Genomic DNA, 16,102 nt, shown 5'->3' on the forward strand with positions numbered 1-16,102 from the left:
CAATGGACTTCGAACCTTTTGTATATCCCGATGCTAGGCTTATCGCCGGCGTTGATGAAGTCGGGCGGGGCCCTTTGGTGGGCGCAGTGGTAACGGCTGCTGTTATTCTCGATCCCAATAAGCCAATTGAAGGGCTGACCGACTCCAAAAAACTGACTGACAAAAAACGCGCAGTGCTCTTTGAGGAAATCAAACAAAAAGCACTGGCTTGGTCATTAGGTCGCGCTGAACCGGAAGAGATTGATGACATCAATATTCTTTCTGCCACCATGCTGGCTATGGAGCGAGCAGTGGCTGGCTTAAACATCAAGCCGGACTTTATCTTGATTGATGGCAACCGTGTACCGAAGGGACTCAATATCCCTGCAGAGGCGGTCGTCAAAGGTGATTTGCGTGTGGCGGAAATCAGTGCTGCCTCCATTCTGGCCAAGGTTGTTCGAGACCGGGAAATGGAAGAGTTGGACGCGCAATACCCGCAATACGGCTTTGCCAAGCACAAAGGTTATCCAACTAAGGCGCATTTTGAAGCGCTTGCTGAACATGGTGCTATCCCCGAGCACCGAAAGAGCTTTAAACCTGTTAAGAACGCGCTCGGCATTGCATAATGTTTCGGGAGGGATTATCTCATTCCTCCCACATTCACAACAATAAATCAGTAACGTAAGAGTACTATGTCAGACCCACGCTTTATTCACCTTCGTGTTCACAGTGACTTTTCTATGGTCGATGGCCTCGGCAAGGTGCCGCCATTGGTCAAAAAAGTGGCCGAGCTAGGCATGCCGGCGATGGCATTGACTGACTTTACTAACCTATGCGGCTTGGTGAAGTTCTATAACACGGCGCAGAGTACGGGTGTGAAACCGATTATCGGCGCTGACTTTAAAATGCAGACAGACGCTTTTGGTGAAGATCTCTGCCAAATTACTGTACTAGCTGCCAACAACATCGGTTATAAAAACCTTACGTTACTGATTTCGAAAGCCTATCTTCGGGGCCATGTCCAGCATCAACCTGTTATTGATCAGGATTGGCTGGTTGAGTTGAAAGAAGGCCTTATCATCCTTTCGGGTGGACGCCGGGGCGATCTGGGCAAAGCCCTACTCAAAGGTAACGCGGGTCTGGCTAATCAGTGCGCAGCCTTCTATCAAACTCATTTCCCTGATGCGTATTACATTGAATTAATGCGAACAGGGCGCCCGGATGAAGAAGCTTACCTTCACTTCGCGCTAGATTTGGCGGCCGAACATGATCTTCCTGTTGTTGCGACCAATGAGGTGTGCTTCCTGACTGCGGATTTGTTTGATGCCCATGAAATCCGCGTCGCGATTCATGATGGTTATACGCTTGAAGATCCCCGCCGTCCGAAAAACTACAGTCCTCAGCAGCATCTTCGTTCAGAAGAAGAAATGTGCGAGCTGTTCCATGACATTCCAGAAGCGCTGGCAAACACAGTAGAAATTGCCAAGCGCTGTAACGTCACCGTTCGCCTCAACGAATACTTCCTGCCCGCCTTCCCAACCGAAGGCATGGAAGAAACCGAATTTTTGGTGATGAAGTCGCGGGAAGGTTTGGAAGAGCGTCTGGAATTCCTGTTCCCGGATGAAGAAGAGCGCCTGAAGCGTCGACCTGAGTACGATGAGCGTCTTGAAGTCGAACTGGAAGTGATCAACAACATGGGTTTCCCCGGTTACTTCCTCATCGTTATGGAGTTCATCCAGTGGTCGAAAGACAACGCGATTCCTGTGGGGCCGGGCCGAGGTTCGGGTGCAGGCTCGCTGGTGGCCTATGCGCTTAAAATCACTGACCTTGATCCACTGGAATACGATCTGCTGTTTGAACGATTCCTGAACCCTGAACGTGTTTCCATGCCCGACTTTGACGTCGACTTCTGTATGGATAAACGCGATCAGGTGATTGACCACGTTGCTGAAATGTATGGGCGTGATGCGGTGTCCCAGATCATTACCTTCGGTACCATGGCTGCCAAAGCGGTAATCCGTGATGTGGGGCGCGTACTCGGTCACCCTTATGGTTTTGTCGACCGCATTTCTAAACTGGTGCCGCCCGATCCTGGGATGACATTGGAAAAAGCCTTTGTGGCAGAGCCACAGCTGGGTGAGATCTACGAAGCGGATGAAGAAGTCCGCGAGCTTATCGATACCTGCCGCATTCTGGAAGGCTGTACACGAAATGCCGGTAAGCACGCGGGTGGGGTGGTTATCTCGCCAACCACCATTACCGATTTTGCTCCTATCTATGCTGATGCTGAAGGTCACTTCCCGGTTACCCAGTTCGATAAGAATGACGTAGAAACCGCGGGCCTCGTGAAGTTTGACTTCTTGGGTCTGCGTACCCTGACCATCATCGATTGGGCTTTGGGACTGATTAATCCGCGCCTGGAGCGTAGCGGTCAGGAGCCGGTGCGTATCGAGTCTATTCCGCTCGAAGATGCTGCTTCATTCCGCGTACTGCAGAACTCAGAAACCACGGCGGTATTCCAGCTCGAATCACGGGGTATGAAAGAGCTAATCAAGCGCCTTCAACCTGACTGTTTCGAAGATATCATCGCACTGGTAGCTCTGTTCCGTCCCGGCCCTCTGCAATCTGGCATGGTAGATAACTTTATCGACCGTAAGCACGGCCGCGAAGAGATCTCTTACCCTGATGCGACCTGGCAGCATGAGTCACTAAAAGAAATTCTGGATCCAACCTACGGCATCATTCTGTACCAAGAGCAGGTCATGCAGATTGCTCAGGTATTGTCTGGCTACACCCTGGGTGGAGCAGACATGCTCCGCCGTGCAATGGGTAAGAAAAAGCCAGAAGAGATGGCGAAGCAGCGCGCAACGTTTAAGAGCGGTGCAATCGCTAATGGTGTAGACGGTGAGCTGTCGATGAAGATCTTCGACTTGGTGGAGAAATTCGCAGGTTACGGCTTCAACAAATCGCACTCTGCAGCCTACGCGTTGGTTTCCTATCAAACACTTTGGCTGAAAACTCACTATCCGGCGGAATTCATGGCAGCGGTAATGACCGCGGATATGGATAACACCGACAAGATCGTTGGCCTGGTAGAAGAGTGTCGCCGCATGAAACTCACCATGCTGCCACCGGATGTGAATGCGGGTCTATATCGATTCAACGTCAATGAAAAAGGCGAAATTGTTTACGGTATCGGGGCGATCAAAGGTGTGGGTGAAGCACCAATCGAAAACATCATCAAAGCGCGTCAAGAGGGTGGTTACTTCCGCGATCTGTTCGATTTCTGCGCCCGCATCGACACCAAGAAGGTAAACAAGCGTGTGATTGAAAAACTGATTCAGTCAGGCGCAATGGACCGATTAGGCCCTCATCGTGCAGCTATGACGGCTTCTTTGGATGATGCGCTGAAATCAGCAAGCCAACACCACCAGGCCGAAGCGTTTGGTCAAACTGATATGTTCGGTGTACTCACTGATGCACCGGAAGAGGTGGAGCACAAATACGCGAAAGTGCCGCCATGGCCAGACAAAGTTTGGTTGGAAGGTGAGCGCGAAACGCTAGGGCTTTACTTAACAGGGCACCCGATCAACAGCTATGTGAAGGAGCTGAAGCATTATATTACTTGGCGTCTCGAAGATGCCCACGCCACCAAACGTGATGTGGTATCAACAGTGGCTGGCCTTGTGATCGCTGCACGTGTGATGACCACTAAGCGAGGCACCCGTATCGGTATCCTGACTTTGGATGACCGTTCGGGCCGCATGGAAGTGATGCTGTTCTCAGATGCGCTAGAAAAGTATCTGGATCTCATAGAAAAAGACAGAATTTTGGTGGTATCGGGACAGGTCAGCTTTGATGACTTCAACGGTGGCCTTAAAATGTCGGCACGAGAAGTGCTTGATATATCCCAAGCGCGTGAAAAGTACCTGCGTGGTCTTGCTATCTCAGTGACCGACAGGCAAATTGATAACAAATTTTTTGAACGATTCAGTGAGATCCTGGAGCCGCACCGTGCAGGAACGGTTCCGGTCAACCTTTACTACCAGCGTGACGATGCTCGCGCCAAGTTGGTCTTAGGTACAGAGTGGCGTATTACGCCAGACGACAAACTGATCGATGATTTAAAAACGCTGCTCGGCGATAAACAGGTCGAGCTGGAATTTGATTGATACTAAGGCCCTGCCAGGAATGAGCGGGGCTATGTTATTACTTAACAGGATTCTTTCTCTATGAGTCTTAATTTCCTTGAATTTGAACAGCCAATCGCGGAATTGGAAGCAAAAATCGAAGCCTTGCGTGTAGTGTCCAAGCGTGGCGACGAAGCTGAGGCTGTCAACCTGGACAAAGAAATCGAGCAATTGGAGACCAAAAGCACTGAGCTGACGAAGAAAATCTTCAGCGATCTGGGTGCTTGGCAGGTTGCACAGCTGGCACGTCATCCGCGTCGTCCATATACACTGGACTACGCGGATCTGATCTTCACTGAATTTGAAGAGCTGGCAGGCGATCGCGCATATGCAGATGACAAAGCAATTGTTGGTGGTATGGCGCGAATTGATGGCCGTCCAGTGATGATTATCGGCCATCAGAAAGGCCGTGAAACCCGCGAAAAAGTGATTCGTAACTTCGGTATGCCAAAGCCGGAAGGTTACCGCAAAGCGCTGCGCCTGATGAAAATGGCAGAGCGTTTCAAGATGCCAATCATTACCTTTATTGACACCGCAGGCGCATACCCTGGTGTGGGTGCTGAAGAGCGTGGCCAGTCTGAAGCAATTGCACGCAACCTGAAAGAGATGGCAGGTCTGACGGTGCCGGTTATCGTTAACGTGGTTGGCGAAGGCGGTTCGGGTGGTGCACTGGCAATAGGTGTGGGCGACTACGTGAACATGCTGCAGTACTCCACCTACTCGGTGATTTCGCCGGAAGGTTGTGCATCAATCCTGTGGCGTGATTCAGACAAAGCGCCACAAGCCGCTGAAGCAATGGGCATGACTGCACCTCGCCTGAAAGAGCTGGGTCTTATCGATAACATCATCGAAGAGCCGATGGGCGGTGCACACCGTGATTTCGCGAAAACCGCAGAAAGCATCAAAGCACTGCTGGTGGGCCAGTTGGAAGAACTGGCACAGTTAGATGCAGATAATCTGCGCGAGCGTCGTTATCAGCGTCTACTGAGCTACGGTTACTGCTAAGCAAACCGATTGATTTAAAAAGGGCCAAATGGCCCTTTTTTCGTATGTGATGCTATGATTCGAAAAAATCGTCTTTCTCGAAGTGTCTATGCTGTTCTCCCAGTTTGAAAATGTCCTCGATAGATACACGCCAGTACCCCGCCAGATCGTGCTGGCTTTCAGTGGCGGCGTGGATTCACGCGTAATGCTCGATTTGCTCGCCACTTATCGGGACATTCATCCCCAGCACGCCTATTTGGTGGTTCATGTTCATCATGGTTTGAGCCCAAATGCAGATGATTGGATGGCACAATGTGAACGTTGGGCCACTGAAGCTGACTTTGCGTTTAAGGGAATTCGGGTGATCTTGAACCATCAAGGCGAAAGCCTTGAGAAAGCTGCCAGAGAGGCACGCTACCAGGCCATTTTGAACTCAGTAGATGACAATGCACTGGTATTGACCGGTCAGCATGCCGATGATCAGGCCGAAACTTTTTTACTGGCGCTTAAACGTGGTAGTGGCCCTGCGGGGTTAGCTGCTATGCCAGAAACCCGTCCAATGCAACATGCCGTGTTATGCCGTCCCTTACTTGAGGCAAACAGAAAAGCCATTGAGGAATATGCTGAATCTCAGGGGCTTATCTGGATAGAAGACGAAAGCAATCTGGATAGTCGGTTTGACCGTAACTTTATCAGACAAGAATGGCTCCCCATGGCTTCAGAGCGATGGCCGGGTTTAGTCAAAGCGATTAACCGTACTGCTCTGCATTGTGCGGAGCAGGAAACCCTGCTTGATGAACTGTTGGTTCAATACGATGCTGAAGTGGTGGGAACTGACGGCAGTTTGAACATCGATAAGACAAAAGAATACTCGCTGATATTACAAAGCGCGTTGGTCAGGCGCTGGTTAAAGCGTGTCGGCAGACTATCTTTGTCTAAAGCGCAGCTTGAGCAAGTGTTTTCATCCGTCATAAACGCAGGGTCTGACGCCAATCCAGTTTTCAAAGTGGCTCAAGGCGAAGTGCGCAGATATCAAGGAAAGCTCTGGTTTGTCGCGCCTTATCAGGATGTCTCGAACTGGACAGCGTCATTGGTGGTGAACAGAAAGATTTCATTGCCCGATAACCTTGGGGAGCTGGAGATAGTGTCTGCGCAGAGCAATGAGCACGTTAACAGGATTCGTGCGCCTAGAAAGGATGAAGAAATAAGTGTTGGCTTTGACCCTGAAGGCTTGTTTGCCCGACCTGCAGGCAGGCAAGGGAAGCGGAAACTCAAAAAGCTTTTTCAGGAATATGGTGTCCCGAGCTGGCTCCGTCGAAGAACGCCTATCTTGTTCTATGGAGAGACGATAGCTGCTGTCGGTGACCTGTTTGTTTGCGAAGACTATGTGGGCGATGAGTGTGAGCTTGTCTGGCACAAATGTCATACATTAAATGCGTGAATAGCTTTTACGTGCAACAATTTAACAAAACTGGAAAACAATAAAGCGAGGAAGCGATGAAACAACTGTTACCTTTAGGTCTGGCTGCCATGATGATGGCTGCGCCCTCATTTGCTGCAGGAGATGCAGAAGCAGGTAAAGCCAAAGCAGCAATTTGTGCAGCATGCCATGGAGCAAATGGTATTGCGCTGATCCCAGGCTACCCAAATCTTGCTGGCCAGAATGAGCAATATCTGGTTTCGGCGTTGAAAGCATACAAAAACGGTGAGCGCACTGGCGCGCAAGCGATGATCATGAAGCCTCAGGCAGACATGCTGAGTGATGCTGATATGGCGAATCTGGCTGCGTACTTTGCACAGATGAAATAGTCGCTCCGACAAATAAAAATTGAAAGCCACGGACTATACCGTGGCTTTTTTATGCCTGACAGTTGGTTGAAGAAGATAATTGGCTAACGACAGATCGCAACATTTAATTTTGCTTGATTGTTTTTTGCTCGATCAAACTTTCTGCTATTGAAGTAAAATTCAGGTTTTACTATCGTACTAGCTCACTGATACATTGTGAGAGGTTAAAACAATGGCAGCAGGACGCGAACACTTTAGTTCCAGACTCGGTTTCGTATTAGCAGCAGCAGGTGCTGCAGTGGGTCTGGGCAATATCTGGGGATTCCCAACGCAAGCAGCAAGTAACGGTGGTGGTGCCTTTCTTTTAGTCTACCTTTTGATGATCCTCATCGTTGCCTACCCTATGCTGGTGGTTGAGATGGCGATTGGCCGTCATGGTCAGGCAAACCCGATCGACAGCATGAGAAAGCTGGGACGATCTCCGTTATCAAAAACGCTTGGTGGTGGTGTAGGCCTTGTCGGCCTGATGGTGCCTTGTCTGGTTTTGGCTTTTTATAGCATCGTCGGTGGCTGGCTAATTTCTTACTTGCTTGCCGCAGGTGCAGAGCTCGTTGGGCTTCATGACGCTGCAATCTGGTTGAAGGGCTTCTCGGTTGAGCGAAACCTTTTGGGCGCGGGTCTTTTCTATCTGCTGACCATCTTGATTGTTCAGGCTGGTGTGAAAGAAGGTATCGAGAAATGGTCAACACGCCTGATGCCAGCACTCTTCATTCTGTTCGCTGTGCTTTTCATTTACGTGATGACATTGCCGGGGGCCACTGAAGGTTTGGCACACTACCTCATCCCTGACTTTTCCAAAGTAATGGATAGTGATCTTATTCTGGCGGCGATGGGGCAGGGTTTCTTCTCTCTGACCATTGGCGGCTGTTCCATGTTGATTTACGGTTCGTACCTTAGCCGCAAAGAGAACCTGCCAAAAATGGCGCTGAATGTCACCCTGGTGGATACCGCCGTGGCGGTGATTGCTGGCCTGGTTATCTTGCCTGCCATGTTTGCAGCCATGCGTCAGGGCGTAGAGATCTTCGATGCCAACGGTGCCCTAATTAGCTCATCAACGCTGGTGTTTGATGTGCTGCCGATGCTGTTTCAAGGGCTTGGTGTCGTCGGGACATTGGTTGCCTTTGTCTTTTTCTTACTGATGACGATTGCGGCGCTAACCTCCTCAATCTCTATGCTTGAATGTCCTGTTGCGCTAATGAGCGAGCGCCTTGGTACTCAACGCTCAACTGCCAGCTGGTTGTTGGGTGGTGTTATCGCTGCTTTCAGTGCGGTGATAGTGTTTAACTTTGGCGAGCTGTTTGGTCTGGTTGCGACGATCGCGACACAATACTTCCAGCCAATAGCGGCACTGTTGTTCTGTCTGTATGGCGGTTGGGTGTGGAAGCGTACCCAGAAGCTCAAGGAGCTTCGTCAGGGCTATGACGATATAGAGCTAGGTCTGTTCTGGAAAGTTTGGCCTTTGTATGTGAAATTTGTTTGTCCGGTTCTGGTTATTGCAGTGATTTGGATGTCGCTGGTTTAAACCTTATCAAGTAAACAGAAACAAGAAACGGAAGCCATCGTGCTTCCGTTTCCATTGAGTGTTGATGCGATTAGCGGAACTGGTTTTGATCAGCCATGTACTCGAAACCCGCAGTGGCAAGTTTTGCTTTCAGGGCTTCAGCATCAATATCGAAGTACTTCACCAACTCTTCCAAAGAAGAAAAATCGTCTCGCAACTTCATGTTCACGATACTCATCAGCATGATGGTATCCATGCCTTCAAAGTTATTGAGATCCATTATGCGTCCTCGTGGTCACTGATCAGCAGGTTAGCGGCGGCGAAAGCGGCTTGCTCACGCTTTTCTTCGGGAATCGTTTCATCAGACGCCACAGCATCCAAAGCGCGAACAGCGCAGGCGATAGCCTTAGGAATATAACCTTGTTCGCCACTGCCAATTTCAGAATAACGCTGACGGACCAAATCACAACAATCGTAGACTTTCATAGCCACTCCTTGAAAAAAACTGTAGCCAATATAACGCAAAAAGGCTCCGCAATGGAGCCTGAAAGCATGATGAAACGTGGCTTAGCGGCGTTTATGTTTATTGCGGTACATACCGCGGTCGGCGCGTTCAAACATGGAAACATTACTGTCTCCTTGACGGTATGCCGAGCAACCCACAGAGCTGGAAATATTGTGCGCAGTCAGCAGTGGATCTTTTGCGATAAGGGATTTCAAACGCTCATTGACCAACTGTGCCGATTCGCGTGTTGCCGGCGTCAGGATAACCGCGAATTCGTCACCGCCTAAACGGTAACAACGATCTGAGGCGCGAATGGCTTCTTTTAGTAGCAAAGAGAAACGGCGCAGCACTTTATCACCATCAAGGTGGCCGTAAGTGTCGTTGACCTGCTTGAAGTTATCCATATCGAATATCATCAGGATGAGGCCGTGATCATTTCGTTCTGTCATCGCAATCGACTGGCGAAGATCTTGCTCAAAACTGGTTCGGTTGTTTAATCCAGTTAAACTATCAAGCAGTGCGAGGTTACGAACACGGTTGTATTCAATGGCGTTGCTTAGAGGGCCTGCAAGCAGACGGTGGTAGGTGTGAATAAGTGCTATTTCATCATCATCAAGCTTATAAGGCGTGCTGTACTGGAGCATGCCCAAAGAGTTATTCGCGAACTTGAGTGAGAAGGTTTGTCGATATTCAGAAGTGCCACCTCGGCGAACAATGTGGGAGATTTCGTCATGCTCCCAAATCAGACGGGTGATATCGATTTGCTTTTCCAGCTCCCGCGTGAACACTTCGAATAAGGCATCGATTTCCAGACGTCCCTGAAGCTTCTGTAACACCATTAAGCGCTGATCAGCACCCAGCGGAACACGGCGAGATTGAATCGCCGCTTTTTTAATCTGTTCCAGTTGAGTGCTCGTCGACATTACTTCAGAAACCTATAACTATCACTGTTTATGCTTTAAACAACAAAAGCAAAAAGCGTTCCAGTTTTGGTGGAGCTTCTGTGCTTCTTCAGTGAGCAGGGATTACTCGTCAGAGAGAAAGGCTGCTAAATCGGATCGACGATTCTGAGCGTCTTGATAGCCCATGTCAATTAAGTGGTTGATATATTTCGGCTCAAACAGCAGATAACTGGTGATGGCCGCATCTTCAACAGGACTGATGCCTAGAACTCTCATCAGACCTCTTACTGCAGTAGGCATATGACAATAGTAGCGCTCAACCAAAGGTTCAAAAGGTTCAGAAGGTGAAAGGTGGAAGGCATCGACTTGCCGCAGTGCCAATTTTTCAGCTTTAGATTTTGCCATGGCGCCGACCAGAGCATTCATGCGCTCTAAATGTTCAAGGTCAGCGGAAAGCGTGTCAGCAAAAATGGCATCCATTAAGTGCCCACCCAAACTCGCCAAGCCAGGAGCTTGTGCAAGGGCATGATTTTTCTGAGAACGTTTAGGGTTCAAGTCGATAATCAAAACTTTATCAGCCCCCATTTTCAATGCGGGTCGGAGCGGGGCGATTTGGTGAACAGAACCATCACCGTAATAGTTGTGCCCGATTTGTGAAGCAGGAAAAACGATAGGGATGGCAGAAGACGCCAGCAAGTGCTCAGTCGTTATCTGGCAAGGAATACCGATAGCGCGGGAGCGCGTCCAGGGTTCAATGCAAGATTGCCCTTGATAGAAGGTCACGGATTTACTGGTCTGGTAGTTTGAGGCAGTAATGGCGAGCCCTCTTAAATTCCCCGCAAGAATTTGATGCTCTATCTTACTGTAATTCAATACATTATTAAGCAACCCTCGCAGTGGCCGATTATCGAGAAGGCCAAAGGGAGGCGCGCAGTGATAGTTGGCTTGCATGCGGGCAAAGCCTTGTCTGCCGATATGATGAAACATGCCTGAAAAGGAGCTTTGGAAAACATCCTTAGTTGTCAGGTTGGCCCAAAGCCAAGACAGTTTTTTGACGCCGAGTCGAAAACATGACGTATGACAGGCAAGAGAGGTGGCATTCAACGCACCGGCAGACGTACCACAGTAAATGGTAAAGGGGCTGTGATGCACCCGTGGATACCATTCAGCGATCGCCTTCAACACGCCAATCTGATACGCCGCGCGCGCACCGCCACCCGTGAGTAAAAGGGCGGTGGTTTTGCGGGGAATATTGGAGCGTGCGCTGGACGCCATAATCGTTACCTGCTTGATATCTCGTTATTTAAGTATGAACCAGAAGCTGTGCTTATGACGCTTTGATCTCTTTGATTTACCTGACGTTACCGACCGATTGTGATCTAGAGCTAAAAGACACTGATGGTTTTGTCATCGCTTCTTAGTAAGAGAACGACAGATGGTATATTTCAATTCAACAATATTCATAAAGAGTATGAGATGGCATTTTCTGTTCGCGTCCTTATTGCTGATGATGACAAGGCTTCGGCCAAGCTGGTAGAAGTATTACTTCAAAAGTGGGGCGTTGAGGTTATCGTCGCGCATGACGGTGTTGAAGCACTTGAGCACATTATGCAGCCAGAGCCGCCTTCTTTATTGCTGCTTGATTGGGAAATGCCAGGCTATAGTGGCATTGAACTCTGTCAGAAAATTCGTCAGATAGACACGTCAAATCCGCCTTACATCATTATTTGTACCGCAAGAGACACGGCAGAGCATATCGCTGAAGGTCTAAATCAAGGCGCGAATGACTTCGTCACCAAGCCTTTCAATACTCAGGTGCTGAAAGCCCGAATCGAAGTTGGACGCAGAACGCTCGAGTTACAAGCGAGACTCGTGGATGCTATGACCCGTCTTGACCACCTTGCGAGCTTTGATGAGCTCACCGGGCTTTTAAACCGGCGCGCGTTGTTCGAACGCGTTCATGAAGATTTCTCACGGGCGATGCGAACGGATAGCCGGCTTTGTTTTGCGGTGTGTGACATTGATTGGTTTAAGCGCATTAATGACGAGCATGGTCATCCCGCAGGGGATGCGATTTTACGTCAATTAGGCGATATTTTTAGTCGCCAATTACGCCCCTATGACAGAGTGGGTCGTATTGGAGGGGAGGAGTTCCTGTTACTTTTCAGTGTTAAAGATGCGGGGCGTGCCCATAAAGTACTGGAAAGGATACGGCAGGCGATTGAAGAGCATAGCTTTGAGTATCAGGGACAATTTATTTCTGTCACCATGAGCTTTGGGGCGACCTTTGTTATTCCGGGAGAGAAAGTGGAGCGGGTTGAAGATTACTTCAGTCATGCGGACAAGGCTCTCTATCAGTCAAAAGAAAAAGGACGAAACCTCGTTACTTTCTTTGATAATTGCGTATAAAAAAACGCCTCCTAAAAGAGGCGTTTTTCAATTCAGTTAGCGGAATTAAGCCAGTTTCGCTTTCACGAACTCAACCATGTTTTCCATCTCAACCGGCACTTTTTCGCCGTCACGACGGTGCTTGTATTCAAACACGCCGTTGTCCATGCTGCGCTCACCGATGATGATTGTGTGTGGCACACCCATCAGTTCCATGTCAGAGAACATGACACCTGGGCGTTCTTTACGGTCATCGAACAGCACTTCAACGCCCGCTGCGGTCAGATCAGCATACAGTTTTTCTGCTGCTTCTTTAACGCGCTCAGATTTGTGCATGTTCATTGGAACAATAGCAACGGTAAAAGGTGCAATCGCATCTGGCCAGATGATGCCGTTTTCGTCGTGGTTCTGCTCAATGGCCGCTGCCACAACACGCGAAACGCCGATGCCGTAACAACCCATTTCCAGAATGGTGTTCTTACCGTCAGCACCCAGTACGCCACAGTTCATTTTCTCTGAGTAGTTGGTACCCAGTTGGAAAATGTGACCCACTTCAATACCGCGTTTCAGGAGGATAGTACCTTGGCCACATGGGCTTGGGTCACCTTCAACCACGTTGCGGATATCAGCCACTTCACCCAGCTCAACGTCACGACCCCAGTTAATGCCGAAGTAGTGTTTGTCGTCGATGTTCGCGCCTGCACCGAAATCACTCATTGCCGCAACGCTGCGGTCAACAATGAAAGGAACGGTCAGGTTAACTGGACCCAGAGAGCCAGGGCCTGCATTTACAAGCGCACGAATTTCTTCTTCGGTCGCGAATTGTAGCGGCATCTCAACTTGTGGAAGCTTCTCAGCTTTGATTTCGTTAAGTTCGTGGTCGCCACGAACCAGCAGCGCAACCAGATCAGCATCAACAGCGTCAGACGCTTTCACAAACAGTGTCTTAACGGTTTTCTCGATTGGCAGGTCAAACTGCTCCACAAGCTGAGCGATGGTTTTCGCATCTGGTGTATCTACCAGTGTCATTTCCTGAGTTGGTGCAGCGCGCTCACCAGAAGGGGCAACGGCTTCTGCCATTTCAACGTTTGCGGCGTAATCAGACTCAGTAGAGAATGCGATGGTATCTTCACCGCTGTTTGCCAGAACGTGGAATTCGTGTGACGCAGAACCACCAATCGCACCCGTGTCAGCCAATACTGGACGGTAATCCAGGCCCATGCGGTCAAATGCAGCACAGTAAGCAACGTGCATCGCTTCGTATGACTTCTGCAAGCCTTCTTTGTCGATGTCGAAGCTGTACGCGTCCATCATTGAGAATTCACGTGCGCGCATAACGCCGAAACGTGGACGCACTTCATCACGGAACTTGGTCTGGATCTGATACAGGTTCAGAGGCAGTTGCTTGTATGAGTTCACTTCGTTGCGAACAAGAGAAGTGATCACTTCTTCTGCCGTCGGGCTCAGAACAAACGGACGCTCGTGGCGGTCAGTGAAGCGAAGTAGTTCAGGACCCATCTTTTCAGAGCGGCCTGTCTCTTCCCATAGCTCAAACGGCTGAACTACGGGCATCAGAGTTTCAATCGCACCTGCGTTGTTGATTTCCTGACGAACGATGTTTTCAACCTTTTGCAGTACGCGCAAACCGGTTGGCAGCCAGGTGTATAGACCTGAAGCCAGTTTGCGGATCATGCCGGCACGCAGCATCAGCTGGTGGCTGATCACTTCTGCGTCGTTTGGCGTTTCCTTCAAAGTAGAAAGAAGGTATTTACTGGTACGCATCTAAGCTATCCGTTTATCTAATTACAGTATGGAGGGTATAAGGGCGTCATATTAACAGCGAGAACCCTATTCGCCAAAGGCTTCTATTGCTGTCACGGTGATTACAGGTTCAGCGACGGTAAACTTCACATTTAGGTCAAAGAGGTGGACCGCATACTCCTTGGTATCGGCTTTTCCTTTTTTATAGGCTGGGCGTGGATCCTGTGCGAGTACCTCACCAATCACCTGCTGCTTATTTTTGCCGTCTTTATCTTTGGCTAAAAATGCTAAAGGTTGAGGGTCAAACTGGACATCGAGTGTTTGAGGCGCTTCTGCAGCATATCCACCTGAAGCATCTTCTATTGAATCCGAGTAAGGGATATAAGGCTTGATGTCGATGACTGGCGTACCATCAACAAGATCGCAACTCCCAATATCAATGATTATTTTTCCACCTTCTTTACGAACCCCTTTCAAAGGCACGGCCGACATACCGATACCGTTCGGTCTGAAGGTTGCGCGGCTGGCAAATACGCCAATACGCTCATTGCCGCCAAGACGGGGTGGACGGACTGTTGGTGTCCAACCTTGCTCGAGGTTTTGGTCAAACAAGAAAAGAATCCAAAGGTGCGAGAATTGCTCAATACCACGCACTGTATCCTCATTGCATGCTTCGCCTTCTAAAATGACAGATGCCAGAGCACTTGGCGCGAGTCCTGGTTGACGGGGGACGGCGAATTTCTCTTTATAAGGGGATTCAATATGACCGACAGGCGTCAGGGAATATTTCATGTTGGTTTTACTCATTAGGCTATCAGTGGAACTTTACCATACTCGTCAAGGTGGCCTAACAATCGTGGATGCTTGCATTGGCAATGCGTGTCATAATCGCAGCGTAATAGTGTAGAGAGGGTAGCGCTTTGGCTAGACCAGCGGTTTTTGTCGATAGAGATGGTGTGATCAACGTTGATCACGGTTATGTCAGTACAACAGATGACTTTGAATATATAGATGGCGTTTTCGATGCCTGCCGTGCATTGAAAGAAATGGGCTATCTCCTTGTGCTGGTGACGAATCAGTCTGGTATCGCCCGTGGCTACTATACGGAAGATGAATTTCTCAACCTGACTGAATGGATGGATTGGAACTTCGCTGATAAAGGCGTGGACTTTGACGGTATCTACTACTGCCCGCACCACCCTGAATATGGTAATGACAAATACAAGCAAGATTGTGATTGCCGTAAACCGAAACCAGGTATGTTTTTCTCTGCGCGGGATTTCCTCAAAATCGATATGGAAAATTCTGTGATGATTGGCGATAAGGCCGACGACATACGTGCTGCTGTAGCGGCAGGTATATCAACCAAGATTCTCGTTCGCACTGGAAAGGCAGTATCTGAAGAAGGTGAAAAACTCGCAACTGTTGTACTAGATAGCATTGCTGATGTGCCTCAATACCTGAAAAAGTGATATCCGAAATTAAAATCTGACTAAATTACACAGAAAAAGCAGCCAAAATTGGCTGCTTTTTTGTCTCTTTGGTTGTCTTTTGAGCGCTTGAGCGATTTTTTAGAAAAAAAGCCACTTTTTCATAAGAAAGGTATTGCCAACAAAAAATCTCACCCTATAATGCGCTCCTCGTTGGCACGGCAAAGTTCGCAGCTAACACGAGGAAAGCAAAAGTGCTTGACTCGAAAAAAGAGTTGAGTTTAAATCTCACTCCGCTCAGCAAGGCTGAGCAAGTTCTTTAACAATTTGACCTATGCAATCTGTGTGGGCACTCGTCATTGATAGACAAAAGATTTATCGATGTTTACTGAGTGACCAAATCAAGTTGGTACAGCCTTGAGCTGTTTTGATTTCACTTTTTCAAAAGTGAAAACCAATAAGAGCACAGTCAATTCGTTCTGCTCTTTCTTTACTTTGTAGAGAGGGGTGAGAACACAACAGTATTTCATCGAGCCAAAAACTTTAATTGAAGAGTTTGATCATGGCTCAGATTGAACGCTGGCGGCAGGCCTAACACATGCAAGTCGAGCGGC

The 16,102-nt window shown here is 48.9% G+C and carries 14 protein-coding genes and 1 rRNA gene; 9 read left to right on the forward strand and 6 right to left on the reverse strand.

Translation table 11 applies throughout. From position 1 onward, the window contains the following. Positions 1–2: 2 nt before the first annotated feature. The 6 genes from rnhB to G5S52_RS19745 all read left to right on the forward strand — a co-directional run bounded on the left by rnhB (position 3) and on the right by G5S52_RS19745 (position 8,523). Entirely contained in the window at positions 3–605 is a 603-nt protein-coding gene (rnhB, locus tag G5S52_RS19720) for a ribonuclease HII (protein WP_165017717.1), read from the forward strand. Between the two features lie 66 nt (positions 606–671). Next, entirely contained in the window at positions 672–4,151 is a 3,480-nt protein-coding gene (dnaE, locus tag G5S52_RS19725) for a DNA polymerase III subunit alpha (RefSeq protein WP_165017720.1), read from the forward strand. A 60-nt stretch (positions 4,152–4,211) separates the two neighbouring features. Next, the gene (gene accA, locus G5S52_RS19730; protein WP_002536409.1) at positions 4,212–5,174 is read left to right on the forward strand and encodes an acetyl-CoA carboxylase carboxyl transferase subunit alpha; all 963 of its coding nucleotides are present in this window, start codon (positions 4,212–4,214) and stop codon (positions 5,172–5,174) included. Between the two features lie 88 nt (positions 5,175–5,262). Next, a complete protein-coding gene (tilS, locus tag G5S52_RS19735) occupies positions 5,263–6,594 on the forward strand; it encodes a tRNA lysidine(34) synthetase TilS (RefSeq protein ID WP_165017723.1) in 1,332 nt (443 codons plus the stop codon). 56 nt (positions 6,595–6,650) lie between these two features. After that, the gene (locus G5S52_RS19740; RefSeq protein WP_165017726.1) at positions 6,651–6,962 is read left to right on the forward strand and encodes a c-type cytochrome; all 312 of its coding nucleotides are present in this window, start codon (positions 6,651–6,653) and stop codon (positions 6,960–6,962) included. A gap of 211 nt (positions 6,963–7,173) precedes the next feature. Next, positions 7,174–8,523 (forward strand): sodium-dependent transporter, encoded by a 1,350-nt coding sequence (locus tag G5S52_RS19745; protein WP_165017729.1) that lies wholly within the window; start codon positions 7,174–7,176, stop codon positions 8,521–8,523. A gap of 70 nt (positions 8,524–8,593) precedes the next feature. On the opposite strand, the gene G5S52_RS19750 is transcribed toward G5S52_RS19745, so the two are convergent. The 4 genes from G5S52_RS19750 to G5S52_RS19765 form a co-directional block, all read right to left on the reverse strand. Next, positions 8,594–8,782 (reverse strand): DUF4250 domain-containing protein, encoded by a 189-nt coding sequence (locus G5S52_RS19750; protein ID WP_165017732.1) that lies wholly within the window; start codon positions 8,780–8,782, stop codon positions 8,594–8,596. Then, positions 8,782–8,988, reverse strand: a complete 207-nt coding sequence (locus tag G5S52_RS19755) for a YaeP family protein (RefSeq protein WP_165017735.1) — start codon at positions 8,986–8,988, stop codon at positions 8,782–8,784. The genes G5S52_RS19750 and G5S52_RS19755 overlap by 1 nt, the downstream gene beginning before the upstream one ends. A gap of 81 nt (positions 8,989–9,069) precedes the next feature. Next, on the reverse strand, positions 9,070–9,930 hold the full coding sequence (locus G5S52_RS19760; RefSeq protein ID WP_165017738.1) for a GGDEF domain-containing protein: 861 nt from the start codon (positions 9,928–9,930) through the stop codon (positions 9,070–9,072). Between the two features lie 102 nt (positions 9,931–10,032). Next, positions 10,033–11,184, reverse strand: a complete 1,152-nt coding sequence (locus G5S52_RS19765; RefSeq protein ID WP_165017741.1) for a patatin-like phospholipase family protein — start codon at positions 11,182–11,184, stop codon at positions 10,033–10,035. 201 nt (positions 11,185–11,385) lie between these two features. On the opposite strand from G5S52_RS19765, the gene G5S52_RS19770 reads away from it, so the two are divergent. Then, complete coding sequence (locus tag G5S52_RS19770; protein ID WP_165017744.1) at positions 11,386–12,318, forward strand: GGDEF domain-containing response regulator; 933 nt, start codon at positions 11,386–11,388, stop codon at positions 12,316–12,318. Positions 12,319–12,363: 45 nt separating this feature from the next. Here the strand turns inward: G5S52_RS19770 and G5S52_RS19775 are convergent, their stop codons facing one another. Together G5S52_RS19775 and tsaA are read right to left on the reverse strand one after the other, a co-directional pair. Beyond that, positions 12,364–14,079, reverse strand: a complete 1,716-nt coding sequence (locus tag G5S52_RS19775) for a proline--tRNA ligase (RefSeq protein ID WP_165017748.1) — start codon at positions 14,077–14,079, stop codon at positions 12,364–12,366. A 66-nt stretch (positions 14,080–14,145) separates the two neighbouring features. Further along, the gene (gene tsaA / locus G5S52_RS19780) at positions 14,146–14,850 is read right to left on the reverse strand and encodes a tRNA (N6-threonylcarbamoyladenosine(37)-N6)-methyltransferase TrmO (protein WP_165017763.1); all 705 of its coding nucleotides are present in this window, start codon (positions 14,848–14,850) and stop codon (positions 14,146–14,148) included. Positions 14,851–14,978: 128 nt separating this feature from the next. Between tsaA and gmhB the strand changes: the two genes are divergently transcribed. Both gmhB and G5S52_RS19790 read left to right on the forward strand, forming a co-directional pair. Next, the gene (gmhB, locus tag G5S52_RS19785; protein ID WP_165017751.1) at positions 14,979–15,530 is read left to right on the forward strand and encodes a D-glycero-beta-D-manno-heptose 1,7-bisphosphate 7-phosphatase; all 552 of its coding nucleotides are present in this window, start codon (positions 14,979–14,981) and stop codon (positions 15,528–15,530) included. Between the two features lie 502 nt (positions 15,531–16,032). Continuing rightward, positions 16,033–16,102 (forward strand): 16S ribosomal RNA (locus G5S52_RS19790); the annotation flags it as partial.

It is taken from the genome of Grimontia sedimenti (genome assembly GCF_011045095.1).
Classification (GTDB): domain Bacteria; phylum Pseudomonadota; class Gammaproteobacteria; order Enterobacterales; family Vibrionaceae; genus Enterovibrio; species Enterovibrio sedimenti.

What these genes read in the sequence shown, in the direction of transcription:
- dnaE (WP_165017720.1), top strand. Translation starts at nt 672, where the DNA reads ATGTCAGACCCACGCTTTATTCACCTTCGTGTTCACAGTGACTTTTCT.
- G5S52_RS19750 (WP_165017732.1), bottom strand. Translation starts at nt 8,782, where the DNA reads ATGGATCTCAATAACTTTGAAGGCATGGATACCATCATGCTGATGAGT.
- accA (WP_002536409.1), top strand. Translation starts at nt 4,212, where the DNA reads ATGAGTCTTAATTTCCTTGAATTTGAACAGCCAATCGCGGAATTGGAA.
- G5S52_RS19760 (WP_165017738.1), bottom strand. Translation starts at nt 9,930, where the DNA reads ATGTCGACGAGCACTCAACTGGAACAGATTAAAAAAGCGGCGATTCAA.
- G5S52_RS19755 (WP_165017735.1), bottom strand. Translation starts at nt 8,988, where the DNA reads ATGAAAGTCTACGATTGTTGTGATTTGGTCCGTCAGCGTTATTCTGAA.
- G5S52_RS19770 (WP_165017744.1), top strand. Translation starts at nt 11,386, where the DNA reads ATGGCATTTTCTGTTCGCGTCCTTATTGCTGATGATGACAAGGCTTCG.
- G5S52_RS19740 (WP_165017726.1), top strand. Translation starts at nt 6,651, where the DNA reads ATGAAACAACTGTTACCTTTAGGTCTGGCTGCCATGATGATGGCTGCG.
- G5S52_RS19765 (WP_165017741.1), bottom strand. Translation starts at nt 11,184, where the DNA reads ATGGCGTCCAGCGCACGCTCCAATATTCCCCGCAAAACCACCGCCCTT.
- G5S52_RS19775 (WP_165017748.1), bottom strand. Translation starts at nt 14,079, where the DNA reads ATGCGTACCAGTAAATACCTTCTTTCTACTTTGAAGGAAACGCCAAAC.
- tsaA (WP_165017763.1), bottom strand. Translation starts at nt 14,850, where the DNA reads ATGAAATATTCCCTGACGCCTGTCGGTCATATTGAATCCCCTTATAAA.
- G5S52_RS19745 (WP_165017729.1), top strand. Translation starts at nt 7,174, where the DNA reads ATGGCAGCAGGACGCGAACACTTTAGTTCCAGACTCGGTTTCGTATTA.
- tilS (WP_165017723.1), top strand. Translation starts at nt 5,263, where the DNA reads ATGCTGTTCTCCCAGTTTGAAAATGTCCTCGATAGATACACGCCAGTA.
- rnhB (WP_165017717.1), top strand. Translation starts at nt 3, where the DNA reads ATGGACTTCGAACCTTTTGTATATCCCGATGCTAGGCTTATCGCCGGC.